The organism is Algibacter sp. R77976 (assembly GCF_044594645.1).
Taxonomy (GTDB): Bacteria; Bacteroidota; Bacteroidia; order Flavobacteriales; family Flavobacteriaceae; genus Algibacter_B.
Map to the genome: position 1 here is coordinate 1,396,126 of NZ_CP138989.1, position 25,639 is coordinate 1,421,764.

The window sequence follows — 25,639 nt, forward strand, 5'->3', positions numbered from 1 at the left end:
TTAATTCTTTGTAGTGTTTAATTTTTTAACAATACTTTTTCCAAATCTTATGTAGTCTAATAACGGTCTGTGTGAAGGACAAACGTAGCTGCATGAGCCACATTCAATGCAGGTCATAATATCTTCTGAAGCAGCACGCTCATATAAACCCTTTTCAGATAAATTCATTAACAGATGAGGTTCTAGTCCCATTGGGCAAACAAAAACGCATTGGCCACAACGAATACAGTTTTTAGATTCTTGCCTGCTAGCTTCATCTTCAGAAATAACTAATATTCCAGAGGTCCCTTTAGTAACTGGCACATCAGTATTTTTTATGGCTTTTCCCATCATTGGTCCACCATTCACTATTTTTCGGGTGCCTTCTGGTAAGCCACCAACTTCTGCAACTAAATCTTTAATTGGAGTTCCTACTTTAACCCAAAAGTTCGATGCGCTTTCAATCTTTTTACCCGTAACTGTTACAACGCGTTCTATTAATGGCTGATCGTATTGAACCGCTTGATAAATGGCGTAAATTGTTCCTACGTTGTGCACAATAACACCAACATCCATTGGTAATCCGCCTTTCGGCACTTCACGTTTTATAATGGCTTTTATGAGTTGTTTTTCGCTGCCTTGTGGATATTTAACCTGTAACGCGGCAACTTTAATTCTTTTGTCTGATTGCGCTGCTTGTTTTAATACCGCAATCGCATTTTTTTTATTGTTTTCAATACCAATAACAGCATCATGAATGTGTAAGGCATGCATCAAAATTTGAATACCAACAATAATCTCATCTGCTTTTTCAAGCATTAATCTGTGGTCTGCAGTTAAATAAGGTTCGCACTCCACACCGTTAATAATCAAATAATCAACTTTGTTGTCGTTTTTAAGATCTAATTTAACATGAGAAGGAAATGTGGCACCTCCTAAACCTACAATACCAGAATCTGTAATGTGTTGAAGAATATCTTTTTGATCCATTGTAATTTCCTTTTTTAAAGGGAATTCTGGAACGTCGAGATTAGATTCATCCTTAGGGTCGGTTCTTATTACGATACATTGTTTTTTATAACCACTTGTATCAACTATCATATCAAGTTTTGTAACAGTTCCAGCAACTGGAGCATGTATGTTAGATGACACAAATCCGCCAGATTTGGCTATAATTTGACCTATTACAACTTTATCTTTTCTATCAACAATTATTTCAGAAGGAATACCAATATGTTGGGCAATAGGAACATAAACAGTCTTAGGTACTGGCATCCTTTTTATTGCTTTTGATGATGTTATCTTGTTTTCTGCAGGATGAATGCCACCTTTTGGGAATGTTTTAAGCATCTGTTTTAGGTTTTTCTGATTCTACATTCTCTTTAACTACAGCTACTTTTTCTTTTGCTGGTTTTTCCGCTTTCGGTTTTTCCTCTTTCGGTTTTCTTACTTTTTTTGGAGGGAAGTTGGTTTCTATAATAGAATGTGTTGGGCAAACCTCTACACATTTTCTACAAAGGGTGCATGTTACAGGATCTATATATGCTAGGTTATTGTTCATTGTAATGGCATCTTTTGGGCAAACATCCTCACATTTAGAACATCCAATACAAGCAACATCGCAAGCTTTTTTCGCAATTCCACCTTTTTCTTGGTTTAAACAACCAACAAATATTTTTAGGTCGCGTTTGTTGCGTGGTCGCATTTCTATAATATCTCTTGGGCAAGCTTTTACACAAGCGCCACAAGATGTGCACTTGTCTGTGATAATTACAGGAAGACCTGTACTTTCATCCATATACATGGCATCAAAATCACATACAGCAACACAATCACCATCTCCTAAGCATCCATATTGGCAATCGGTTTCTCCACCATAAACCATAGCCGAAATAGCACAAGTTCTTGGGCCTTGATATAGGGTGGTTTTTGGTCTAACATCACAACCACCTTGGCAAAGTAATACGGCAACAGTTGGATCTTTTTCTGCTACTTCTTTGCCTAAAATTTCAGAGACTTGCTTCATAACATCATTACCACCTACAGGACAGAATAGTTCTGAGATATCATCAGTTTTAACAAGTTTTTCTGCAAAAGCTTTACATCCTGGTGAACCGCAACCACCGCAATTGGCAGCTGGTAGTATGTCGTCGACCTCGCCAATTAATGGGTCTTCGTAAACATAAAACTTTTTAGAAACGATATACAATATAACCGCGGCAGCCGTTCCTAAAGAGGCTAGTAATAAAACACTATATAAGATAGAATCAGACATACGTAGTTAGGATTTTAATATGGACATTTTAAAGGCGCTTTTAATGGTGCTTTTAAAAAAATAGAGTGTTAAGTAATAAGGCACTAAAATTAAAAGTGACAATATTCCAGCTATCCATTCTTTTAAAAAATTAGAGGCTATTATTAATGTAGAAAACATTAATATAAAGGGTAAAATATAAGCCCAAAACACAGCTTTAAAGCCCAATGCTCTTTTTAGAACTACTTTTACATGCTCGTTAATTTTAAAAGAGTCGTTACAATTTATTATTTCAACTTCTTTGGTGTTAGATTCTGATATACCACATGCCGCTTTTGCACGACAAGATTCACAATGAATATTTTGTTCTAAAGCAACAAAAACAGAGCTGCCGGTTATTTTAGAGATAACACCGGAATGAACAATTGAGTTTTTACTTGGTATATGCGAACTCATAAATTATTATCTTATAAATTCATTGGTTGAAATTAGTACATTTGCATAGGAAATTATATGATTTATGTCAGGTTTAAAAGGCACGATTATTGAAGTAAGAATTATATAATAAATACTAAATAGCAGGGTAAGGTAGGTAAATGCTGGGTTTTCAGTTAGTCTATTAAATCAGTAGGAATAGTAGGTTTTTAAAACTTATTTACATATTTTTGCCCCTTAATTTTTTTTAAATGGCAGATATTACAATAAAAATAACAGATAGAGAAGGTGTTGCACATACATTGCAAGCCCCAACAGATATGGCGATGAACCTTATGGAGGTTGTAAGGTCTTACGAGTTAGCACCAGAAGGTACAATAGGAGTTTGTGGAGGTATGGCTATGTGTGCCTCTTGCCAATGTTATATTTTAAGCGAAACAAATTTACCAGAAATGGGCGATGATGAAGAAGCTATGCTTTCTGAAGCTTTTGATGTAAAAGATAACAGTCGCTTAGGTTGTCAAATAAATATGACCTTAGACATGGAAGGTCTTGAAGTAGAACTAGCACCAGAAAGTTAAAATTCCAGCGCTAGCAGGAATCTCTTAAAATACATCTTAAAAGTAATTTTTTGGCGTTACCCAAAAGAGTCGGGATTTTCTCTATACCTTTCTTGCGGCGTGCAGGTCTTTTTTTGCCATTTATGGCAGCAAAAAAAGGATGTCGTTTCAATCCCTAAGGCTGGCGTACTTGCTAAATTCATTTTGTTAGAGAAAAATAAAGGTTTTAAAAAGTCTATTTATTTTATACAAAGGGTTGTAATTATACTTAAATTTAGGCTTTAAGCTTTGATTGTTTTTTTTATTTAAACAGATCATGCCTGTGTTGCCTTAAGTCTTTGTTTTATTAATTGGATAAATTCGAATAGAATTAAATGAAATTTCTGCCCATAATAAATTCACGAAATGAAGTTTTTATAGTTGATATAAGCGTCGATAACTTAAAAAAGATACTTAACCCCCAAATTAAAAGTTTCCATTTTAGATGGCGAAAAGAAGGCCAATTTATAATTAGTCATAACTTCTCTTTCGGTTCAGATTTAGTGTTTGATACCAATTACCATAATACAAAAAGTGATATTATTGTTCAAGGTGATTTAATCAAATTATCAGAAACAAAAACAAAAATCACGTTAATAACAAAGAGTAAATATTGGTTTATTATATTTCTTCTTCTTCCTCCATTTTTTATGCTGATTTTGCAATTTTGTTTTGATGTCTTCATTCCCATTCCTTTTTATTTAGTATTTCCTATTATTTTTGTTGTGATATTAAGTTTAATGAAGAAGGAAGATGATAGATTAATTAGGAATTTCAAGGAGTATATAGATAAGAACAAATCACTAAATGATTCTGGTGAAAAAAAAGAATAAAGTATTTATTTGTTTTTTAAAACCCATTAATCACCACCAAACCAAAAACAGCTTCTTTAATTCCCCACTTTTAAATTTCACCCAAAATAATGCCGAAAATTGCTGCTCAAGATAATCTTTAGTTTTAGCCGTAAAAACATCAAAACTTAACCAGTTTACATTGGTATGCGGCAATATTAACCAATCTCTTTTACTAGGAATGTAAAATTTACAACCTTGAAATTGTTTCAAATCATTTTGATTAACATAAAACCCAGCAATACAATCTGTATTTAATGTTTCTAGCTCAATATTTTGATTAGAAAAAGGCAGGAATAATTGAGCCTTAAAATATACTTGTTGAGATAGGCTTTCAGTATTTAAGTTATAAGAATCTAAATAAGGTTTGCAAGCATCAGTATAGAGCAAAGGGAGTTGCTTTTCTTTTAATTTGGTGAGTTTCTCGTTTAAGGAGTCTTTTCTGTTTGGACCAATAAAATGGTCAATTTCAGTATTACCAACCGTAGCGTCATAGAGGTAAAACTTATAAATAACCTCCAAATGAATGGGTTTATTATCTCTTAGAAGTAAGCAATCCAATTCTCCTAAAGTTAGTTTGCCATCTTGTATTTGAATGTTTTCAGCTATAACAGAAATATCGGGCTGTTGCTCTATTTCAAAAGAGACCAAGCGCTCTACATATTTGCCTAAGCGTAGGTTTTCATCTAAAACAATATCTATTTTGTTTGAAATAGAATTAATTTCAAATTGCTCAAGATTAAAAACAGCCTTGTTTTTCCATAAACATGGTGTTTTTAAAAAGCCTTCGTATCTTTTTTGAAGCATTTAAATTTTTGCAGTTTTATAATCGGCTAATTTTCTTGGCCCTTCAAGTAATACCCTTACAATTTGCAGTACGCCATCATCATTAGTGTCTATTTGCCATTTAATCAAAGATATTTTACCATTTTCAATCTCAATACCTGTAATACTTCGTGGGTGAACACAACTACCATCATTAAAAAAAGCAATGTCTCCAGGTTCAGGAAAACGTGGTCGGTGCGTATGCCCAACAATAGTCATTAAGTTATTGTTTTCCGTAATCCATTTTTTAGTTCTACGCTCCACTTTAATAAGTTCGGTATAATTTTTAGCAGGACTTGTAGGATCTGCAATACCCATAACATTTAATGGTTTCCAAAGAACGCGAACCATAAAACGACTCCATTTCCAAAATAAGAAATTCCACCAATCTGCTTGGTGTCCGTGGGTTAAAAATAATTCTTGCCCTGTCATGCAATGTTTTAAAACAATGCCTTCATGGTATTTAATATCTTTAAAAAGCTCTACATCTTCACCTATTTTAGGGTCAAAATAGGTCGATAAATACTTTTCAACATATTTTGGGTCTCTATATACCATATCGTGGTTACCCCAAATCATATGTAAACGATTCTCCTTATGAAACTCTTTCATAAGCATATACACATTTTTATGAGCATTGAGTATCGAGCTAAACGATAGGTTTTCCCAAAGTTCATCACCATCGCCAATTTCGCAATACTGAAAGCCTTCGGTATAATAATGTTTTAATGCGTGAAAATAGATATTTCTGTTGTTTGCAAAATCATCAGCAAAACTATTATCACCTCTGTGGCAATCACTAAATAGGATAAACTTACTATCATCATCAAAATCGATGGTTTTAGCAGTTTTATAAGCATTATCTAATCTTTTCTTGGATGAAAACATGAAGTAAATGTAAAAAAAGCGTTTTGAATTGAAACGCTTTTTTTACAATTTGAGTTAATTTTTGATTTTATCAATTGCGACGGGCGTTATTCTATCCACAAATTTGGTGTAAGCTAATTCAGAAGGATGTAGACCATCAGAAGCAACAAAATCAGGGTTTGATAACCCTAACCTTGTAATGTCTGTTATATATACATAACTAATATTATTTTGTAAACAATAATTTTTAGCAAAGTTATTGTAAAGATTAATGCCTTCAGTTATACTGGTTCGTCCATTACCAAAAGGTGTGAAACCATAATCGGGAATAGATATAACGATAATCTTGTTTTTATTTCCTTTTGCTTTTTTAATAGCGGTATTAACTAGCTGTGGAAACTCTGCCTGATAAATTGAAAAAGGTTTGTTTTGAAACTCATTATTAACACCAATTAAAAGGGTTACTAAATCATAATCGTTACTCGTGTTTTCGGTTTCAATTGCGTTAATTAGGTTTGTGGTAGTCCATCCAGTTCTAGCAATTATCATTAACTCAATACTAGAGATTGATTTGAGATTGGTTTTTATTCTGGTCTTTAATTGCTCTGGGAACCGACAAGTTTCACAAACACTTTGCCCAATTGTATAACTGTCTCCTAAACTTAATAATTTTAGGGTGTCTTGAGCTTCAAAACTTTCCTCTTCCTCAGTTTCTATAGGAATAAAGACTTTTGTGTTTTTCTGGTCTTGAGAATTTATTGGTTCACCACTACAGCCAAAGCAAAATAGTAATATGAAGATTGTAAAATAAAAATTCTTAATCATTTTAGCTTTTAACTAAATATACGGAATTTTTTATTTTTCGGTTTTATAAAAAACAAAGAGGTCGTTTAAAAAGTAATTTTTAAACGACCTCTAATAATGTATTTAAACTCTATTTTTTGTACAAAGGATCTAATCCAATAGTACCAACTAAATGGTTTATATAATCTGGAGATTTCACATCGTTATATAATTTCTTAGTAGTTTCTAAACGTTTGTTTATTTGTAAATCATCTACTAAAATATCATTGTAAGGGTTATTTATAAATGCTTCTAAATACTCAATTTGAGAACCATAATATGTAATATCCTTTTGTTGTTTTAATGCTAATCTTTCTTTGTACCAATCTGTACTTACTACATAATCTCTATTAAAATACTTTCTTAATTCTGGATGGCTAATGTCTTTACCTTCGTAATTTCCATATGCCATAATATTTAATAGTATTTTTAATGGAGGAATGGCTGCATCAATACTACCATCTTCAAAATAGTTTAAAGCTACTTTTTCTTGTGCTTCAACTATATTACTAATACCGTCTACAAAATCTTCTAAATTTTGTAATTCTGGTTTTAGCATACGCTCATTAAATACAGCTGTAGGCTCATCAAACAATCTGTTTAAACATAATAAAGAGAATGTTTTAGTGATTCTATACCCTAAACGACTCGCTAATACTTTCTTGCCATTATATTCGAAATCTTCAAGTTTTTCTAAAGAACCATTTGCAATTAAGTTATTTGGGTCTCTATCTTCTGGAGCCATTCTTGCCCAAATCTCTGGGATTAATAAACTAACGTCATGATCTATTTTGTTTTCAGCGCCAACATAACCAGCAGCAGTACTGAAACCGTTAGATTCAGTTAAAATATGTGACAACAAGGCGTTATTTAAATCGGTTGTTGGTGTCAACATATTAAACGGAGCCTTAGTTAATGCACCTTCAGATCCAGCACCTGTAGTAGATGGAGATTTACCTGTTAAACTACAAATAAAGTCCATAAATAATTCGGGTGTTTCCTGATAATGTATAGGGCTGTAAACAGCTAGAGGTCTAATGCCAGCTTCTCTATCTGCTGGGTTGTTTCTTCTACCTGGTAAAACAGCATTTACAACATGAATTACTGGGTCGTCAAGTTTAATTTTTCTTTTTAAACGCACTCCCATATCAGAGATGTATGTAGCCTCTGTTTCATTATAAACCAGATTTGGTTCTAAATAACGTGGGTTTTTAGTTGGTTCGCCGTCTACAATTCTAGGATGAGAAGGCAAAACAAACTGTACATCGTCATCATCAGAATCTACTATTTCTTTTATGAAATCTTGAACAGGTTGTGTGTATTTGTCATAATTAATCGTGTCTTCGTAAATTTCAATAGCATCTTTTTTAGTTAACTTTTCATAGTTAGTTAAGAATCTACCATCCGAAATAATATCTAACTCAGCACCCTTATCATATCCTCTCACAATAGCTTCATCGGGTCTTTGGAATAAATGTGCTTCACAGTTTGTTAAAACTTTTACACTTTGATTTGTGTATTCTGAGTTTAAATTTTTAAACTTATTTCTAGGTATTGTAATCGATGCCGTAATATCATCTTCAGTTTGTATTTTTTCACAAGCTGAAAAATCTGAACGTAATTTATTTAACATCCAGTTACCTTCTTGGTTAAATCCTATTCTAACATAACTACCAACTACAGGGTTGTTATTGTATATTAAAGAAGTGCCTTTAACACCGTTTATAATCTCTACAGACATCATGTCTTTCCAGTTAAGGGTTGCACCATGCGCTTGTCTGAATAAACGTTTTACAAATAACACTAACGAGCGTACATGTACAGGGATGTTTTCTAACCAAGCATTAAACTCATCTGAGTTTTCATCTGAAGGGGTTAATAGTTTCACAACAGATCCTAAGGTTCTTTTTTCGCTTAAGAAAGATCTAGATTTTGGTCGCTTAATATCTTTATCCTTCCATCTGGTAGAATAATTAAATTCAATAATTTCGTCAGCTTTCTTAAAATCTTCTTCGATATTATGAATGTTGAATCTACTATAGGTAATAGCATTTTGCATAGATTTAGAAATCTCAGACTTACCTCCACCAGAAACCGTACAAGGTTTGTGGCAAAACACACCTTCTGGATACGTTTCTACCATACGCCATAAATTGATAGATTTATGTTTTTCTAGCCTTAGTTTATTTCCTGACGGATGCATGTAGGTCTTGAAAGGCGATAATTTTAATGTTTGTTCTTTGCCTTTAAAGTTCCATGATATACTGTTGGTATTTGTATTAAAATAAGACGATTCTGGAATATAAACGATGTTAGGGTAATTTTTATCTACCGCATAATTTTCAGGTTTAACTTCAATTCTGTCTCCTAACAAGGTTTTAACATTTTCGAATGTATGGTCTAGACCGTAATACTCTTTATAATCATTACAGTTTACAGTATCACCCATAACACGTCTAGCATATGCTATGGCACCGCCAGCATGCTCTTCTTCAGCTAATCCATAAAGGTTTGCTGAATAACTGATTTGAGTTTTTATTTCTTTTTTTGAATATCCAAAGTAGTTATCGGCAATTAAGGTAACTACAACCCCACTTTCATCTCTACAAGTAATTTTAAAAGCACCACCGTCGTTATAAAGTTCATTTTCATCTTTCCAACACATACCATCTTTTTTCTGACGATCAGTAGCGTCATCAAAATGAGGTAAACCAACATCTTTCTTTTTAAGTGTTAATAATTGGGGTGCAAGAACAATACATCCTGTATGACCAGTCCAATGTTCTGGGTCTAAAGCAGCATCGTTGTGTGCTAAATTAGGGCTTCCGGCATTACCAAAAATAGATTCAACAAAATCTAAATTACTAACTAAAGTTCCTGGTGCAAAAAAGCGAACTTCTAATGATTTTTCTGAAATTACACCTTTAACTTCTGGACACACAATGGGTCTTAAAAGCATAGAAACCATAGTTTTAGCTTTGTCTTCTTGATTTGAAGTGAACGGTAGTGTATTTAAGTCATCAGAAGGTTTAAAAGCTGCATGTAAAAAGTGAGCTAATACCACTTTAGGCACCTCTTTTTTATCTAAAGGGACTGGAAGTGGTCCTTCAACAATATGAAAGGTGCCTTTAGTTGTTCTTTTGTCGTGTAAAGGATTGTTTAAAATACCTTGTTTTAATCTTTTAGAATTTACTAAGTCACTTTCAAATGAATTTCCATCTGGTGGTAAACTAGCTTCTCTGGCTTGTCCTTTTTTAGATAATATTAAAGTGTTATTTGGTAGTTTAAACGATTTACTAATCGATATATCTTTTAAATAAGTGTCTATAAAACTTTGTATTCTTGAGTCCGCTGGAGAAAGGTGACTTGCTAAAAGTCTCGATTTTTCTCGAAGACTCATTATAAGAGGTCTTGTGGTTTTTTCAAACTCAGGGTCACAAAATGACTCCTTACTACCCGCTTTGTCTTTATAAACAGGTTGTCCAATTGCAGCTAATTGTAAATTGATAAATTGGATTATGTCTTTTCTTGATTCTTCCATGATATTCTTCCTTTGATTTTTGCTCGTAAACCTTACGAATATTTACGCAAATTTATTACTTGAAAAATATAAAAAACATGTCAAAAGTCATGTTATTGTTATATTTCCACTAAAACGATGTAGTGATTTGTTAGTTATAAATATAAAATAAAAAAGCTTTATTTAAAAGCATTCAAACCTGTAATATCTAGACCAGTAATTAATAAATGTATGTCGTGTGTTCCTTCATAAGTTACTACGCTTTCTAGGTTCATCATGTGTCTCATTATAGAGTATTCACCACTTATTCCCATACCACCTAAAATTTGTCTTGAGTCGCGAGCTATTTTTAGTGCCATATCTACATTATTACGTTTTGCCATAGATATTTGTGCAGAGCTAGCGGTACCATTTTCGCGCATAACTCCCAAGCGCCATGCTAAAAGTTGTGCTTTTGTAATTTCGGTAATCATTTCGGCAAGCTTTTTTTGTTGGAGTTGAAATTGTCCAATAGGTTTTCCAAACTGCATGCGCTCCTTGCTGTAGCGTAGGGCCGTGTCATAACAATCCATTGCCGCTCCAATAGCGCCCCAGGCAATTCCATAGCGGGCAGAGTCTAAGCATCCAAGTGGGGCGCCTAAACCAGATTTATTAGGTAATAAATTTGCTTTTGGCACTTTTACATTATCAAAAGTAAGTTCACCAGTAGCTGATGCACGAAGCGACCATTTATTATGTGTTTCGGGTGTTGAGAACCCTTTCATACCGCGTTCTAATATAAGTCCGTGAATGCGGCCACTTTCATCTTTTGCCCAAACTACAGCAACTTGAGCAAATGGCGCATTACTAATCCACATTTTAGCGCCGTTTAATAAATAATGATCGCCTTTATCTTTAAAGGAGGTAACCATGTCGCTTGGGTTGCTACCATGGTCTGGTTCTGTTAAACCAAAGCAGCCCATCCATTCACCACTAGCAAGTTTGGGTAAATATTTTTGTCGCTGTGCTTCATTACCGTATTTCCAAATGGGGTACATTACTAAAGAAGATTGTACTGAAGCTGTAGAGCGCACCCCAGAATCACCACGTTCTATCTCTTGCATAATTAAACCATAACTAATTTGATCTAACCCAGCGCCTCCATATTCCATTGGGATATAAGGCCCAAAAGCACCAATTTCAGCTAGGCCTCCAATAATTTGCTTTGGGAATTTTGCTTTTTGAGCATACGCTTCAATAATTGGTGATACATCACGTTTAACCCATTCTCGCGCTGCATTCCTAACTAGTTTGTGCTCTTCAGTTAATAACTCATCTAAATTGTAATAATCAGGAGCTTCGAATAAGTCTATTTTCATTCTGCTTAAATTTTTAAATAAGAATTATTAATAAATCAAGATAGTGTCTTAAGGTATTATCTCAAATTTAAAGAATCTTTCTTCATGATGTTATATTTTCAAAAGGAAATCTTTATTTATCCTTGTTTTGTGGTTTAATAGTTTAAGTATTTTGGTTCGTTTAAACATATTTCAATTAAATCTGAAATGTAACATTAAACCCAAGTGGGTTTTTCTGGTCTAACTTAAATAATACCTATCTTTCTAACTATTAGTTAATATTAAGTCTAAAAAAATGAAAACTATTTTTAAAACTATTTTTGTCTGTTTAATAGCATTAATTGGTGTTCAAAGTCTTTTAGCGCAAAATAATAGACCTAATATTTTACTAATCATTGCAGATGATATGGGAATTGATTCTACGCCAGGTTTTGGAATTGAAGGTGATTTACCAGTTACTCCAACATTAAATACCTTACGTGAAAACGGATTGGCTTTCACAAATTGTTGGGCCGCACCACAATGTACGCCTTCGCGGGCTGCAATTATGAGTGGAAAATATGGTGTTAAAACGGGTGTTATGAGACCTCCACAAGTACTTGAAACAAGCCATGCTTCAGTATTTTCTAAGATTGAAGAAAGTAGCGATGCAGATTATAGTATGGCCGCTATTGGTAAATGGCACATTGGAGGTAACGATCCTAACGATTACGGTCATCCGGCAGATTCAGGGGCGCCTTATTATGAAGGGTTATTTACTTCTCAAGTAGACGATTATTACAGCTGGACAAAAGTAAATAATGAAGGAAATGAAGAGCAGGTGGAAGAATATTACACCACGCATATAACAGATAGCGCTATATCTTGGGTAGGTAATCAAACTCAACCCTGGTTTTTATGGTTAGCTCATGCTGCACCGCATATTCCTTTCCAAGTGCCACCAGCAAATACATATACAACGAATCCCGTTGATGATAGAACGACCTATTTGTCAATGATAGAAAATATAGACTACGAAACAAGTAGGCTTCTTAACAGTATGGATAGTGAAACGCTTGAAAATACCGTTATTATTTTTATCGGAGATAATGGAACTCCGGGTCGGGCAAATGAATATTTTCCCAATGGGCATGTGAAATCTTCACTATATGAAGGTGGTGTTAGAGTGCCAATGATTATTTCGGGTAAGTCTGTAGAAAGAGTTAACGCAGTTGAAGAAAGTTTAACACAAGTAACAGATATACATGCAACCATATTAGAACTTGCAGGAGTAGAGGTGTTAGGAGGGACTTTTAATAGCTTTAGTCTTAAACCAGCATTAGCATTCGAAAATCAAATTCCGAGAGAAGTAAATTATATTGATTATGAAAGTGGTGGAGTTCAATCTTGGGCAACTAGAGATGCTACCTATAAACTTATTGAAGATGAAAATGGAAATCAAGAGTTTTATAATATTGTAGATGATTTAAAAGAAGAAAACGATCTATTATTAGGTACACTTACAACCCAACAACAAAATATACAAGAGATGCTTGAAGAAGCGGCTCAAGTATTTAGAACAGATTGGTCGTGTAATGATGGTATTCAAAATGGAAATGAAACCGTAATTGACGATTGCGATAATACTTGTGGAGTTACAGATGTGTTATCAGCAGATTATATAGATTGCTGTGGTACACCTTCAAGCCCAAGTGTCTATTATGAATTTATTGAAGAAGATCAAAGAGTGGTGTATTCTAATAACTACCCAAACCATGATTTTTGTTACGTGTCTCCTAGAGTTCCAGAACCTTATTATAGAGATTATCGTTTTGATTTAAATCCAGAATTGTCTAATGTGGTTACAAGTCTATCAAGAGCTAATGGAAGACCGCTTAACTTTTTTGGTATTGGAATAAATGGGGTGTATATGATGCCTGCTCCTGCAACTCCTTTTATTTTTGTAGATGAAAACACAGGCGAGTATAATTGGGATTGGGTTTTCGAACCCACAACCAACGTTGGTGATGGTCGCGATTTTGTAGGTTTAGATTGTGCTTCTGCTCATGTTAACCCTAACACAGGTTATCATTATCATGGTAATATGTTTGAATTTGTTGAAACTATTGAACCGGGAATCTCTACAACTAACACAATTCCTGAAGAACCTTTACATGTAGGTTGGGCATCTGACGGATTTCCAATTTTATATAAATTCGGACCAGATAAAGATAATAACATTAAAGAGTTAACGCCTAGTTTTCAACTTAAAAGTGGTTTAAGGCCAGGTGATGGTGTTGAGGCGCCTTGTGGAGCGTATTCTGGGAAATATACCAATGATTTTGAATACATAGCCGGTAAAGGTGATTTAGATGAATGTAACGGTATTGAAGCTGGTGTTACTATAAACACAATAAGCAATGGCGAACAAACTTTTGAATATTATTATGTAATTACAGAAGAGTTTCCTCAGATTTCAAGATGTATGAAAGGGAATTTTAGTGATGATTTTGCTAGTAGTTCTCCATCATTAAGCACCGATGTAGATAATGATAACGATGGGTTTGTAAGTGCTTATGATTGTGATGATACCAATGCTAATATAAACCCTTTAGCTACAGATAATCCTAATACTGAGGTAGATGAAAGTTGCGGAAACACCTTAAGTAAACTAACAGTCGATTTAGAACAAACAGGTTATTATATTAATAGTAATCCTAACGATGGTAGTTTTTCTGTAATATCAACAAATACTTATGCTTATAAAGCTAATTTGTATACCGTATCAGGGCAATTACTAAGTTCTAGTGAAGGTCTTGGGGTTTTGGAATTTACGAATATTGGACCATCAGGCATGTATCTTTTAACTATTTCGAAAGATGAAAATAAAATAGGAACATTTAAAATTATTGTGAAATGAGATTTTTAATCCTGTCTTTTTTAGTGCTTTTTAATTTGAGCACTTATGTGGTTCACGATTCAGTTAAAGCCACTTTTAATATTATAGAAAAAGGTCATGTATTAATGCTTGAAATCGATTTTGATACTGATAGCTTCAAAAAAACTAATAACCTAGAAAGCCAAACCATTTCTAAAGCTGTTTTTTTAGAATATTTAAATGCAACAACCAACTGGGAAATTGATGGTGCAACCATTTTGCCCATAGTGTTAAGCATAAAACCTTATGGGCATCACCATACAAAAGTGGTTTGTTTTTTATCTAAAGCACCAATGCAAAGTATCAAATCTATTAAAATAAAAAACGCGTTCTTAATAGATGTCCATAACCATATTAATGTTATCAAGATTGATGTAAATAAAGAATTTAAAGATTTTAAAATGGATAAAAACAGGCAAGAACTAGAAGTTGCATTTTAGCCCTAATTCTAAAGTTTTATCTACATTTTTAAATAAAAATCCTTAGTTAAATTGATATAGTCTTCGGTGTATTGATGTCTTTCTGTTTCGATAATTAAAGTATTCGTTCTAATATCGCTTTCGCGGAAAGAGAATTCTATTAAACTTCGTTTTATTCCTGAAGTTGGGTTGCCTTTTACGTGTAAAATTCTATTCGGATAAAGTTTGAATTTAGAAGCTATTTCTATAAAATTAGTTTCTTCTTTAAAAGGAATAACAACCGAGAATTTTCCAAGTTCTTTTGAAAGTAATTTAGACGTACTTTCAATTAAATGTTCAAAAGGCATAGCGTCTTGAAAACGCGCTAAGTCTCTTTGTGTATCGTCGGTTTTGTAATCTTCAGAATAAAAAGGCGGATTGCAGATTATTAAATCATATGTATCGTCTTCATCTTCTAGTTCTTTAGCAAAATCTTCTAATGAAGCATGGTAGCAAAACAATCTGTCTCCCCAATAGGATTGCTCAAAATTATCAACACATTGTTCGTAGGCGTTATCATCAATCTCAATAGCGTCAATAAGTTCGGCAGTACTTCGTTGCGCAAGCATTAAAGACAAAATGCCCGTACCTGCACCAATATCTAATATAGAAAACGGACGATTTTCGATAAATGTCCAAGCACCTAATAAAACCCCATCTGTGCCAATTTTCATGGCGCATTGGTCTTGGTTTACTGTAAACTCTTTAAATTTAAATGGTTTCATATAAGCACCAATTTTAAAAATTCCAAAATCCAATAATTTAGGACTTATTAATAATTGCAGATAAAATTTTACGTAATTCTTCAGCTTCCTTTGAGAGTGTTTTTAAATCATCTTCAAATTTCGGGTTTAAATCGTTTAAGAGCTTAATCCAAAGTAAAGATTCTTTAGCTTCTTTTCTTGCTATTTTTAATCTGAATTTAAAATCTTTAACACCAAGTTTTTCATTAGCTTCAATATAATTTGCAGCAACTGAGCCAGATGAACGCACTAGTTGTTTCCCGTCTTCAATATTTGATATGGTTGTTGGAAGTTTTTGAATTAAAAGCCTAATGTTTTTTGCAAATAGATAGGTTCTTTCCTCTAAATCATAAACTTTCTTATGTTCCATAATATGATTTCTTGGGATTTGGTACTTTTTAATTTGGCATTTTTATAGATATAAATCAATCAAACCTTCTGGAGTTTCAACAAGAATAGTTTTGTTGTCTCTATCTACTTTAATAATAAACTCATCGTTCATTGGTATTAAAATTTCAATACCATCTCTATCAATTTCAAAAAGTGATTGTGCTGTTGAGTCGTTTATAGTTTTTAAAACACCAACATCTCCAAAGTTTTTATCTGTTATGGTAAAACCAATAACTTCATGGAAATAAAATTTATTGCCTTCAAGTTTAGGTAATAAATCTAGAGGCAGGTATAAACCGCTTTTCATAATAGCATCAGCATCAGCTTCTGTATCTACATCTTCAAATTTAATACGAAGTAATTCAGATTTATGTAATTGCGAGCTTTCAATAAAAAAAGGTACAAGGTTGTTTCTTAATTCTAGAAAAATGGCATCTAGGTTTTCGTAAATATCAGGTTGATCGGTGTCTAATTTGGCTAATATTTCACCTTTAAAACTGTATTTTTTTACAATTTTACCTAAGAAAAAACAATCTTCTTTTTTCATAGAAAAGCTCTTTTTTTTATTTCCGTGAAGACGGAAATCTATTTTAAATTTAACTAAATATTAATGAGATTCCCATTTTCATGGGAATTATTTAATCAAACCTAATAGAAGTTTGATTAAATAAAAAACTCCGATATTGCTATCGGAGTTTAAAAGTATAAAAAATTATTTTTTTATTCTTCTTCGTTTGAAGCTTCAGCTTCAGCAGGAGCTTCTTCAGTTGCTTCCTCTTCTACAACAGGAGCAGCTGCAGCAATTCTTGCTTCGTTAACAGCTTTTTCAGCAGCTAGGGCATCAGCTTTCGCTTTTGCTTCAGCAGTCGATAAACCATCAGCTTTCGCTTGAATTTTAGCTTCTTTTTCTTCTAACCAAGCAGTAAATTTAGCTTCTGCTTGCTCTTCAGTTAAAGCGCCTTTTCTAACACCACCAGCTAAGTGGTTTTTTAGCATTGCGCCTTTGTAAGACAATAATGTCTTAGCAGTATCAGTTGGTTGTGCACCATTCTGTAACCATTGTACAGCACCATCAACGTTTAATTCAACAGTTGCTGGGTTTGTGTTTGGATTGTAAGCACCTAATTTTTCTAGGTATTTACCATCTCTTTTTGAACGTGCATCAGCTGCTACGATCCAGTAATAAGGTTTTCCTTTTTTACCGTGTCTTTGTAATCTAATTTTTACTGGCATAATAATTAATTATTTGAGGTTCACGACCTCGGTTATTAATAAGGGCGCAAAGATACTATAAATTTTTAATTGAAACAGCTTTTTTTGATTGAATTTTAGAACAATAAACAAACAGGTTCAGGGGTTTTAAAGTCGTGTAAAAACGATAGTTTTCCGGTAGCTTTGTTAATACTAAAAACAGCAATATTTTGGCTATTTTTATTGGCTACAAGAAGAAATTTCCCAGTTGGGTCTAGTGTGAAGTTTCTTGGCCAATCACCATGTACAGATATATTTTGTATTCTATCAATTTCACCAGTATTGGTGTTTCTTTTAAAAACAGCAATGGTGTTTTCTCCTCTATTAGATCCATAAAGAAAGCGTTCGTCTTTTGATAAATGAATATCTGCACATTTATTAAAATCCTTAAAAGTTGGCTCTAAAGTGCCGTCTTCATCAATTTGTGAGAACATGTCTTCAGTTCTTTTTATCGATGTTATTGAGGCACCATATTCATTAATAACATAAATGTATTTCCCGTTTTTAGTTAGAGAAAAATGTCTTGGGCCAGGATTGCCTGAAGTTTCAATAATCGCGTCAGTTTTTAAATGGTATGTATTATTCTTTTGTACATATTGGTATATGGCATTTCTGCCTAAATCTGCAACAAATAAGTCGTCCTTAAAAAATTGGGCGGAATGAACATGCGATGTTTCGTCTTTTGTATTATGATTAAAAACTTGCGATGCTTCTTTTAAACTACCATCTGTATTTACTGGATAAATTGAAATAGTACCACCACCATAATTAGAGGTAGCTATTTTAGTGCCTGCGTCGTTAATAGATATGTGGCAAGGGCCTTTGCCTTCACTGCTTACGCGGTTTATAAGAGTAAGGCTGCTATCGTCATTTATTTTATAAGATGATAAAAAACCAGTACCCGTTCCGTTTGTGGAATATAAATATTTTTTATTTGGCGAATAGGTTAGAAATGAGGGGTTATCTATAGCAATGCTAAGTTGTAAGTTACTTAGCGTCCCTGTTTTGGTATTGAAATCTAGTTTGTAAATACCTTCGCTTTCTCCTTTTGTGTATGTACCTATGTATAGAGAAGTATAATTGGATTTACAGTTTAAAAGCGTTACTGATAAAAGCAAAAAAAATAGTTTGTTTTTCATAAGACCTAAATTAGATGATTTCAAAAATACATTTTTTATATTGTTTTTTGTTTACAACTCTTAATAACTACACATTAAAAAAACACAAATTCTATGTATTTTTATATGCTCGTTATTCGTTATTTCTCGAATACACAAATCAACAATAAACTGAAGAAATGTACTTAATTTTCGATACAGAAACTACCGGATTACCAAAGCGTTGGGATGCACCAATTACAGATACAGATAACTGGCCAAGGTGTATTCAGATTGCATGGCAACTGCACGACGGTATGGGTAACTGTGTGGAAAGTCAAGACTATTTAGTTAAGCCAGAAGGATTCAATATTCCATATGATGCTGAAAAAATTCATGGTATTTCTACCGATTTGGCTCAAGAACAAGGTGTGCCATTAGCAGAGGTTTTAGAAAAATTTAATGAAGCTTTAGGTAAAACTAAGTTTGTTGTTGGGCAAAACGTCAAGTTCGATTTAAACATTATGGGAGCCGAATTTGTTCGTGAAGATGTTGAAAACCCGCTGCAAGAGCTTCCCGTTTTAGACACTTGTACCGAACATACAGCAAAACTATGTGAAATTCCTGGTGGGCGTTACGGTAAGTTTAAATTACCAACACTTACCGAATTACACGAGCATTTATTTAATGTACCGTTTTCTGAAGCGCATAATGCAACTGCCGATGTGGAAGCAACAACCCGTTGTTTTTTAGAGCTCATTCGTTTGGGAGAATACACAAAAGAACAGTTAGATGTAGAACCAGATTATTTTGAGAATTTCAAAAAAGAAAATCCCGATACCGTTCAGCTTATAGGGTTAAAGCACATCAATTTAAAAAAGGAAAGTGCTAAAATACAAGCAAGACTGCAAAAAGCGGAATCTGGTGTGTCTTCTCAAGATATAAAAAAGAATGCTTCAGAATTAGCAGATGTTGAGTTTGTGCACTTGCATAACCATTCGCAATTCTCGGTATTACAATCTACCATGAGTGTTAGTGATATTGTTTCTGCTGCCGGCGATTATAATATGCAAGCGGTAGCTTTAACAGATCATGCCAATATGATGGGAGCATTTCACTTTGTAAATGCTGTAAACAAACATAATAAAGGCGTAAAGGCTAAAATAGCTGAAGCTGAAGAGCAAGGAGCAACTACAGATGTAAAGCCTATAAAGCCTATTGTAGGTTGTGAGTTTTTTGTTTGTGAAGACCATTTAGATAAAACTAGAAAAGACAATGGTTACCAAATTGTTCTTATTGCTAAGAATAAAAATGGGTATCATAATTTGGCGAAATTATCGTCTCATGCCTTTGTAAATGGGTTTTATTATTTGCCAAGAATTGATAAAAAATTAATTGAGGAGTACAAAGAAGATTTAATTGTACTTACGGGGAATTTATATGGTGAAGTGCCAAGTAAAGTATTAAACGTTGGTGAAAATCAAGCAGAAGAAGCTTTGCTTTGGTGGAAAGAAGTTTTTGGTGATGATTTGTATGTCGAGCTTATGCGACACAATCAAGAAGATGAAAACCGCGTTAATCCAACTTTAATAAAACTTGCGAAAAAACACGATGTTAAGTTAATTGCATCAAACAATACGTATTACAGAAAACAAGAAGATGCCAATGCTCATGATATTTTATTATGTGTAAAAGATGGTGAAAAACAAGCCACTCCAATTGGTCGTGGCCGAGGATATAGATACGGATTACCAAATCAAGAATACTATTTTAAGTCTGCCGATGCCATGAAAAAATTGTTTCAGGATGTACCTGAAGCTATTATAAATGTGCAAGAAGTAGTCGATAAAATTGAAGCCTTTCAATTAGCACGTGATGTATTATTACCTGCGTTCGATATCCCAGATGAATTTAGACATGAAGAGGATGAAGCCGATGGTGGAAAACGCGGTGAAAACGCATTTTTGAAACATTTGGTTTATGAAGGTGCTAAAAAACGATACGGTGAGGAATTATCGGAAGAAGTTGTAGAACGTTTAGATTTTGAGTTAAGCGTTATTGAGAACACAGGCTATCCTGGGTATTTCTTGATTGTTGAAGATTTTATTCGAGAAGCCAGAAAAATGGATGTTTCGGTTGGTCCAGGCCGTGGATCGGCAGCAGGATCGGTGGCAGCCTATTGCTTATGGATTACCAATATTGACCCTTTGAAGTACGATTTGCTTTTTGAGCGTTTCTTAAATCCAGATCGTGTAAGTATGCCCGATATTGATATCGATTTTGATGATGAAGGCAGAAGTCGTGTTATGGATTACGTAATCGAAAAGTACGGAAGTAGCCAAGTAGCGCAAATTATTACTTATGGTACGATGGCTGCAAAGTCATCTATTCGAGATACAGCACGAGTTTTAGATTTACCATTATTTGATGCCGATAGAATTGCAAAATTAATTCCGACCATGTCTAAACTCGGAAAGATTTTTGGGTTAGATGAAAAGGAATTAGGAAAGAAATTTAGAGCTGAAGATTTAGAAAAAATTAATGAGCTGCTAAACATTGCTGATGGAAGCGATTTACAAGCAGAAACTCTAAACTTAGCAAGAACGCTTGAAGGTTCGGTTAGGAATACAGGAATTCATGCTTGTGGTGTAATTATTACGCCAGACGATATTACCAAATTCGTGCCTGTTGCCTTAGCGAAAGATTCCGATTTATATGTTACCCAGTTTGATAACTCGGTGGTGGAAGATGCTGGGTTGTTGAAAATGGATTTCTTGGGGTTAAAAACCTTAACCTTAATTAAAGATACTGTTAAAATTGTAAAAGCGAAGCATGATATTTTACTTGATCCAGAAAGTTTTCCGCTCGACGATGAAGAAACGTATGCGTTATTCCAACGAGGTGAAACCGTTGGTGTATTCCAGTATGAATCTCCCGGAATGCAGAAACACCTTCGCGATTTAAAACCTACGGTGTTTGAAGATTTAATTGCCATGAATGCCTTGTACAGACCTGGGCCTATGGAATATATTCCAAGTTTCGTAAGAAGAAAGCATGGCGATGAAGAGATAGAATACGATTTACCTGCCATGGAAGAATACCTAAAGGAAACTTATGGTATTACGGTGTACCAAGAGCAGGTAATGTTGCTGTCCCAAAGTTTAGCCGATTTTACAAAAGGTGAAGCCGATGTACTGCGTAAGGCGATGGGTAAAAAGCAAATTGCTGTACTTGATAAAATGAAACCTAAGTTTATTGAGCAAGCAAGTGCAAAAGGTCATGATGCCAAAATTCTAGAAAAAGTTTGGAAAGATTGGGAAGCCTTTGCAAGTTATGCCTTTAATAAATCGCACTCTACGTGTTATGCGTGGATTGCCTATCAAACGGCTTATTTAAAAGCACATTATCCTGCAGAATATATGGCCGCAGTATTGTCGAATAACATGAACGATATTAAACAGGTTACATTTTTTATGGAAGAATGTAAACGTATGAAATTAGATGTTCTTGGTCCTGATGTTAACGAGTCGTTTTACAAGTTTTCGGTAAATAAAGATAATGCAGTTCGTTTTGGTATGGGCGCTATAAAAGGAGTTGGTCATGGTGCGGTTATGACGATTGTTGAAAACAGAAAAGAAGACGGTGCTTATAAATCAATTTTCGATTTTGCAAAGCGCATCGATTTAAGAGCAGCTAATAAAAGAGCTTTCGAAAACCTAGCTTTAGCAGGTGGTTTTGATGGGTTAGATGGTGTGCATCGTGCGCAGTATTTTCATGATGATGGCGACGGCATCACCTTTTTAGAGAAAGCCATTAAGTTCGCTCAAAAATATAAGGAGAATGAAAACTCTGCTCAAATAGATATGTTTGGCGAGCAAAGTAACGTGCAATTTTCCGAACCCGAAGTGCCACCGTGTGAGGAATGGGGAACCATGGAAAAACTGAGTAAAGAGCGCGAAGTTGTTGGTGTTTATATTTCTGGACACCCTTTAGATGATTTTAAAACCGAAATGAAAACCTTTTGTAACGGCACCGTTGGTATGTTTAATACGCTTGAACCTTACGTAAATAGAGAGTTGGTGTTTGGAGGTGTAGTAACCGATGTGCAACATCGTGTAAGCAAACAAGGTAAAGGTTGGGCGCTTTTTACAATTGAAGATTATACTGATAGTTTTGAGTTTAGAATTTTTGGCGAAGAGTATTTAAAGTTTAGACACTTCTTGCTGCAAAATAGCTTTGTGTTTGTTAAGGCGTTTATTCGTGAAGGTTGGGTAAATAAAGATACAGGTAAGAAAAGTGATCCTAGATTGCAGTTTAATAGTTTTCAGTTATTGCATGATGTTATGGAAAACTATGCTAAAAAACTATCTATTCAAGTTGATATTAAAGATTTAGACGAACAAAAAATAATAGCTTTAAAAGAGTTATTACATATGCATCCGGGAAATCAGGCCTTGAATTTTTTGGTATATGATATGAAGGAGAAGATAAAACTAAGCATGTCTAGCAGAAGGCAGAAGGTTAAGGTATGTCAAGAACTTTTAAATGAGTTGGAAGCACAGCAAGTTAAGTTTAAGTTGAATTAAAACGTTTTGCCCGCGCAAGGGATAGAAGTGGATAGCCCACAGCCCGACGAAGGAGGAGCGAGGACTTGTAACGGATAGCCCGACCCTTGTGGTTGCGCCCAAAAAATTAAAATAAACCCAGCTAATAACATCATAGGCAAAACAAATTGTTGGTTTGTAAGCTTTCGAGTTTTTTTTGACTAAATTTGTGTTGTTAAAACGAATTAGGAACATATTAAAATATAAATATTATGGCATTAGAGAATAACAGATGCAACGTTTGAAGAAACGGTATTAAAGAGTGACAAACCAGTATTGGTTGATTTTTGGGCTGCTTGGTGTGGACCATGTAGAATGGTTGGACCAATTATTGAACAAATTAGTGAGGAATATGACGGTAAAGCTGTTGTTGGTAAGGTAGATGTTGATGCCAACCAAGAGTTTGCTGCTAAATATGGTGTGCGTAACATACCTACAGTTTTGGTTTTTCAAAACGGTGAGGTAGTTGGTCGTCAAGTTGGAGTAGCACCTAAAAATGCTTATACAGAAGCTATTGATGGTCTTTTATAGTCATTAAATAAAAAGAATATTAAAAAGGTTTGCCGTAATGGTGAACCTTTTTTTATTTTAGATGCAAATTATAATTTAATAATAGTGAATCTGTTATTAAAGTTTACAACAAAAACATTTAAATAAAATATATGAGTGAACATAAAAAAATTCAAGACGCTATTGATAGCAAGTTTATTGAGCAACGTAAAGTGTTTTTATGGGGTAAGGTTGATGATGATTCTGCAAAGCATGTAATAGACCGATTAATGTATTTAGATGCTTTGGGGAATTATGATATTACACTTTATATTAATAGTCCTGGTGGTTATGTAACTTCTGGTTTTGCTATTTACGATTGTATAAAATCTTTAAATAGTCAAGTATCTACCGTTTGTACGGGATTTGCTGCCTCTATGGGATCGCTTATACTTTCTGCAGGAGCAAAAGGGAAACGTTTTATACAAACACATGCGCGCGTTATGATTCACCAACCAAGTGGAGGAGCACGAGGGCAAGCGAGTGATATTGAAATTACAGCCAAAGAAATTATAATAACTAAAGAGTTAAGTGCACAAATATTAGCGGATAATTGCGGGCAAACTTTTGAAAAGGTTATGAAAGATTTTAACCGCGACCATTGGATGGGTGCACAGGAGTCTGTGGCTTATGGTATTGTTGATGGGGTGATATAAAAGGAAAGCCCCACCTAACCTCCCCATGGGGGAGGGACTCTTACTCTAGTGTAAAAAAAATAGAATTATAAATAAATTTTAAAGAATAGATATGCCGCATGAGTTATTCCTCCCCCATGGGGAGGTTAGGTGGGGCAATTACTTCTCTCCTTTGGGGAGATTAAGAGGGGCCTATGAATATACAATCGGAACTTAATAAAGCAGAGGGTTTTAAAAATCTTGAGCTACTTGCAAAACAAGTGGTTGAGGGGTTTATTTCTGGAATGCATAAAAGTCCGTTTCATGGGTTTTCGGCTGAGTTTGCCGAGCATAAAATTTATAATCAAGGTGAAAGTACGCGCCATATAGATTGGAAACTATTTGCTAAAACAGATAAGCTTTACACAAAGCGTTATGATGATGAAACGAATTTGCGTTGTCATATTATTTTAGACAATAGTAGTTCCATGCATTACCCGAAGCTAGATACGTTTTCTATTGATAGTTTAAATAAAGTTGGGTTTTCTGCTTTGGCAGCAGCTTCTTTAATGCATATATTAAAAAAACAACGTGATGCTGTAGGTTTAAGTATTTATAGCGATAACTATGATTACTATGCGCCAGAGAAGGGTAGTGAGCGGCACCATCAAATGTTATTGAATCATTTAAGTAAGGCTGTTATTTCGAAACCTCAAAATAAACAAACAGAGACTTATAAGTATTTACATGAGATTGCTGAAAAGGTACACAGGAGATCTTTGATTTTTTTGTTTACTGATATGTTTCAAACTTCTGAAGATGATGTTAGGTTGTTTGAAGCGTTAAGGCATTTAAAATATAATAAGCACGAAGTGGTTCTATTTCATGTGTTTGATAAAGCGAAAGAGTTGAATTTCGATTTTGATAATAAACCAAAACGTTTTATAGATGTAGAGACTGGCGAGTATATTAACTTGTATGCAGATTCTATAAAAGAAAGTTATAATAAAACAGTAGATGCGTATTTTGAAGCCTTACGCTTAAAATGTGCGCAATACAAAATAAAATATGTAGAGGCAGATATTAATAAAAATTTTAATAACATCCTCACAACCTACATGATAGAACGTCAAAAATTTGCTTGATGAATTTTTTCAATAAAAAAGGAAAAAAAGATTTAAAAAGGTTTGGGAAATAGAAAAAGGCGTTTATCTTTGCACTCGCAATAATGCAACGGTCTGGTAGTTCAGTTGGTTAGAATGTCGCCCTGTCACGGCGAAGGTCGCGGGTTCGAGTCCCGTCCAGACCGCAAAAAATTGCAAAAAGAAAGCTCTGAGAAATTAGGGCTTTTTTGGGTAATTATAACGACGTTGTGTTGATCTCGAAGTGAATTCGGGATGTAGTTATACCGAAGCGATTTGGTATTCCAATGGAAAGCTTTCCTTTTTTCTGTGAAGAAGATAGGGATGCTTTTTTGTTTTAAGGCTAATTTTCTTCATTTTAAGT

The 25,639-nt window shown here is 34.1% G+C and carries 21 protein-coding genes and 1 tRNA gene; 9 read left to right on the forward strand and 13 right to left on the reverse strand.

The features are described 5' to 3' along the window. Genes rsxC through SJY43_RS06045 form a run of 3 tightly spaced genes read right to left on the reverse strand, consistent with a single transcriptional unit; the run spans position 1 to position 2,689 of the window. Positions 1–1,329: an electron transport complex subunit RsxC gene (gene rsxC / locus SJY43_RS06035; protein ID WP_396602947.1), complete on the reverse strand. Its 1,329-nt coding sequence runs from the start codon at positions 1,327–1,329 to the stop codon at positions 1–3. Further along, complete coding sequence (locus SJY43_RS06040; protein ID WP_396602948.1) at positions 1,322–2,254, reverse strand: Fe-S cluster domain-containing protein; 933 nt, start codon at positions 2,252–2,254, stop codon at positions 1,322–1,324. Before SJY43_RS06040 ends, rsxC begins: the two co-directional genes overlap by 8 nt. Before the next feature lie 6 nt (positions 2,255–2,260). Beyond that, positions 2,261–2,689, reverse strand: coding sequence for a SoxR reducing system RseC family protein (locus tag SJY43_RS06045; protein ID WP_396602949.1), 429 nt, complete (start codon positions 2,687–2,689; stop codon positions 2,261–2,263). Positions 2,690–2,919: 230 nt separating this feature from the next. Between SJY43_RS06045 and SJY43_RS06050 the strand changes: the two genes are divergently transcribed. Together SJY43_RS06050 and SJY43_RS06055 are read left to right on the forward strand one after the other, a co-directional pair. Then, on the forward strand, positions 2,920–3,249 hold the full coding sequence (locus SJY43_RS06050; RefSeq protein WP_396602950.1) for a ferredoxin: 330 nt from the start codon (positions 2,920–2,922) through the stop codon (positions 3,247–3,249). A gap of 353 nt (positions 3,250–3,602) precedes the next feature. Beyond that, positions 3,603–4,100 (forward strand): hypothetical protein, encoded by a 498-nt coding sequence (locus tag SJY43_RS06055; RefSeq protein ID WP_396602951.1) that lies wholly within the window; start codon positions 3,603–3,605, stop codon positions 4,098–4,100. A gap of 30 nt (positions 4,101–4,130) precedes the next feature. On the opposite strand, the gene SJY43_RS06060 is transcribed toward SJY43_RS06055, so the two are convergent. The 5 genes from SJY43_RS06060 to SJY43_RS06080 all read right to left on the reverse strand — a co-directional run bounded on the left by SJY43_RS06060 (position 4,131) and on the right by SJY43_RS06080 (position 11,531). Next, positions 4,131–4,925, reverse strand: coding sequence for a DUF1853 family protein (locus SJY43_RS06060; RefSeq protein ID WP_396602952.1), 795 nt, complete (start codon positions 4,923–4,925; stop codon positions 4,131–4,133). Continuing rightward, positions 4,926–5,831 (reverse strand): serine/threonine protein phosphatase, encoded by a 906-nt coding sequence (locus SJY43_RS06065; protein WP_396602953.1) that lies wholly within the window; start codon positions 5,829–5,831, stop codon positions 4,926–4,928. A gap of 54 nt (positions 5,832–5,885) precedes the next feature. Then, positions 5,886–6,635, reverse strand: a complete 750-nt coding sequence (locus tag SJY43_RS06070; RefSeq protein WP_396602954.1) for an SGNH/GDSL hydrolase family protein — start codon at positions 6,633–6,635, stop codon at positions 5,886–5,888. Positions 6,636–6,744: 109 nt separating this feature from the next. Beyond that, complete coding sequence (locus SJY43_RS06075) at positions 6,745–10,194, reverse strand: hypothetical protein (protein ID WP_396602955.1); 3,450 nt, start codon at positions 10,192–10,194, stop codon at positions 6,745–6,747. A 158-nt stretch (positions 10,195–10,352) separates the two neighbouring features. Beyond that, a complete protein-coding gene (locus SJY43_RS06080; RefSeq protein WP_396602956.1) occupies positions 10,353–11,531 on the reverse strand; it encodes an acyl-CoA dehydrogenase family protein in 1,179 nt (392 codons plus the stop codon). Between the two features lie 274 nt (positions 11,532–11,805). Here SJY43_RS06080 and SJY43_RS06085 point away from each other — a divergent pair, with 274 nt between their 5' ends. Together SJY43_RS06085 and SJY43_RS06090 are read left to right on the forward strand one after the other, a co-directional pair. Further along, entirely contained in the window at positions 11,806–14,409 is a 2,604-nt protein-coding gene (locus tag SJY43_RS06085) for a sulfatase-like hydrolase/transferase (protein WP_396602957.1), read from the forward strand. Next, entirely contained in the window at positions 14,406–14,867 is a 462-nt protein-coding gene (locus tag SJY43_RS06090) for a DUF6702 family protein (RefSeq protein ID WP_396602958.1), read from the forward strand. Before SJY43_RS06085 ends, SJY43_RS06090 begins: the two co-directional genes overlap by 4 nt. A 20-nt stretch (positions 14,868–14,887) precedes the next feature. Here SJY43_RS06090 and SJY43_RS06095 read toward each other — a convergent pair whose 3' ends face one another. The 5 genes from SJY43_RS06095 to SJY43_RS06115 form a co-directional block, all read right to left on the reverse strand. Then, positions 14,888–15,610, reverse strand: a complete 723-nt coding sequence (locus tag SJY43_RS06095) for a tRNA1(Val) (adenine(37)-N6)-methyltransferase (protein WP_396602959.1) — start codon at positions 15,608–15,610, stop codon at positions 14,888–14,890. Positions 15,611–15,647: 37 nt separating this feature from the next. Then, positions 15,648–15,998, reverse strand: coding sequence for a four helix bundle protein (locus tag SJY43_RS06100; protein WP_396602960.1), 351 nt, complete (start codon positions 15,996–15,998; stop codon positions 15,648–15,650). A gap of 42 nt (positions 15,999–16,040) precedes the next feature. Next, complete coding sequence (gene rimM, locus SJY43_RS06105) at positions 16,041–16,565, reverse strand: ribosome maturation factor RimM (protein WP_396602961.1); 525 nt, start codon at positions 16,563–16,565, stop codon at positions 16,041–16,043. A gap of 173 nt (positions 16,566–16,738) precedes the next feature. Beyond that, positions 16,739–17,251, reverse strand: a complete 513-nt coding sequence (locus SJY43_RS06110) for a 30S ribosomal protein S16 (RefSeq protein WP_396602962.1) — start codon at positions 17,249–17,251, stop codon at positions 16,739–16,741. Positions 17,252–17,346: 95 nt separating this feature from the next. Continuing rightward, a complete protein-coding gene (locus tag SJY43_RS06115; protein ID WP_396602963.1) occupies positions 17,347–18,408 on the reverse strand; it encodes a lactonase family protein in 1,062 nt (353 codons plus the stop codon). Positions 18,409–18,566: 158 nt separating this feature from the next. Between SJY43_RS06115 and dnaE the strand changes: the two genes are divergently transcribed. The 5 genes from dnaE (at position 18,567) to SJY43_RS06140 (ending at position 25,442) form a co-directional block, all read left to right on the forward strand. Then, positions 18,567–22,952 carry a DNA polymerase III subunit alpha gene (gene dnaE / locus SJY43_RS06120; protein WP_396602964.1) on the forward strand — a complete coding sequence of 1,462 codons (4,386 nt, stop codon included), beginning with the start codon at positions 18,567–18,569 and terminating at the stop codon, positions 22,950–22,952. A gap of 243 nt (positions 22,953–23,195) precedes the next feature. After that, on the forward strand, positions 23,196–23,501 hold the full coding sequence (trxA, locus tag SJY43_RS06125) for a thioredoxin (RefSeq protein ID WP_396603395.1): 306 nt from the start codon (positions 23,196–23,198) through the stop codon (positions 23,499–23,501). Positions 23,502–23,632: 131 nt separating this feature from the next. Next, entirely contained in the window at positions 23,633–24,175 is a 543-nt protein-coding gene (locus SJY43_RS06130; RefSeq protein ID WP_396602965.1) for a ClpP family protease, read from the forward strand. 173 nt (positions 24,176–24,348) lie between these two features. After that, positions 24,349–25,278 carry a DUF58 domain-containing protein gene (locus SJY43_RS06135; RefSeq protein WP_396602966.1) on the forward strand — a complete coding sequence of 310 codons (930 nt, stop codon included), beginning with the start codon at positions 24,349–24,351 and terminating at the stop codon, positions 25,276–25,278. Positions 25,279–25,368: 90 nt separating this feature from the next. Continuing rightward, positions 25,369–25,442: transfer RNA gene (locus SJY43_RS06140), tRNA-Asp, on the forward strand. Positions 25,443–25,639 lie beyond the last annotated feature (197 nt).

What these genes read in the sequence shown, in the direction of transcription:
- rsxC (WP_396602947.1), bottom strand. Translation starts at nt 1,329, where the DNA reads ATGCTTAAAACATTCCCAAAAGGTGGCATTCATCCTGCAGAAAACAAG.
- SJY43_RS06040 (WP_396602948.1), bottom strand. Translation starts at nt 2,254, where the DNA reads ATGTCTGATTCTATCTTATATAGTGTTTTATTACTAGCCTCTTTAGGA.
- SJY43_RS06045 (WP_396602949.1), bottom strand. Translation starts at nt 2,689, where the DNA reads ATGAGTTCGCATATACCAAGTAAAAACTCAATTGTTCATTCCGGTGTT.
- SJY43_RS06050 (WP_396602950.1), top strand. Translation starts at nt 2,920, where the DNA reads ATGGCAGATATTACAATAAAAATAACAGATAGAGAAGGTGTTGCACAT.
- SJY43_RS06055 (WP_396602951.1), top strand. Translation starts at nt 3,603, where the DNA reads ATGAAATTTCTGCCCATAATAAATTCACGAAATGAAGTTTTTATAGTT.
- SJY43_RS06060 (WP_396602952.1), bottom strand. Translation starts at nt 4,925, where the DNA reads ATGCTTCAAAAAAGATACGAAGGCTTTTTAAAAACACCATGTTTATGG.
- SJY43_RS06065 (WP_396602953.1), bottom strand. Translation starts at nt 5,831, where the DNA reads ATGTTTTCATCCAAGAAAAGATTAGATAATGCTTATAAAACTGCTAAA.
- SJY43_RS06070 (WP_396602954.1), bottom strand. Translation starts at nt 6,635, where the DNA reads ATGATTAAGAATTTTTATTTTACAATCTTCATATTACTATTTTGCTTT.
- SJY43_RS06075 (WP_396602955.1), bottom strand. Translation starts at nt 10,194, where the DNA reads ATGGAAGAATCAAGAAAAGACATAATCCAATTTATCAATTTACAATTA.
- SJY43_RS06080 (WP_396602956.1), bottom strand. Translation starts at nt 11,531, where the DNA reads ATGAAAATAGACTTATTCGAAGCTCCTGATTATTACAATTTAGATGAG.
- SJY43_RS06085 (WP_396602957.1), top strand. Translation starts at nt 11,806, where the DNA reads ATGAAAACTATTTTTAAAACTATTTTTGTCTGTTTAATAGCATTAATT.
- SJY43_RS06090 (WP_396602958.1), top strand. Translation starts at nt 14,406, where the DNA reads ATGAGATTTTTAATCCTGTCTTTTTTAGTGCTTTTTAATTTGAGCACT.
- SJY43_RS06095 (WP_396602959.1), bottom strand. Translation starts at nt 15,610, where the DNA reads ATGAAACCATTTAAATTTAAAGAGTTTACAGTAAACCAAGACCAATGC.
- SJY43_RS06100 (WP_396602960.1), bottom strand. Translation starts at nt 15,998, where the DNA reads ATGGAACATAAGAAAGTTTATGATTTAGAGGAAAGAACCTATCTATTT.
- rimM (WP_396602961.1), bottom strand. Translation starts at nt 16,565, where the DNA reads ATGAAAAAAGAAGATTGTTTTTTCTTAGGTAAAATTGTAAAAAAATAC.
- SJY43_RS06110 (WP_396602962.1), bottom strand. Translation starts at nt 17,251, where the DNA reads ATGCCAGTAAAAATTAGATTACAAAGACACGGTAAAAAAGGAAAACCT.
- SJY43_RS06115 (WP_396602963.1), bottom strand. Translation starts at nt 18,408, where the DNA reads ATGAAAAACAAACTATTTTTTTTGCTTTTATCAGTAACGCTTTTAAAC.
- dnaE (WP_396602964.1), top strand. Translation starts at nt 18,567, where the DNA reads ATGTACTTAATTTTCGATACAGAAACTACCGGATTACCAAAGCGTTGG.
- SJY43_RS06130 (WP_396602965.1), top strand. Translation starts at nt 23,633, where the DNA reads ATGAGTGAACATAAAAAAATTCAAGACGCTATTGATAGCAAGTTTATT.
- SJY43_RS06135 (WP_396602966.1), top strand. Translation starts at nt 24,349, where the DNA reads ATGAATATACAATCGGAACTTAATAAAGCAGAGGGTTTTAAAAATCTT.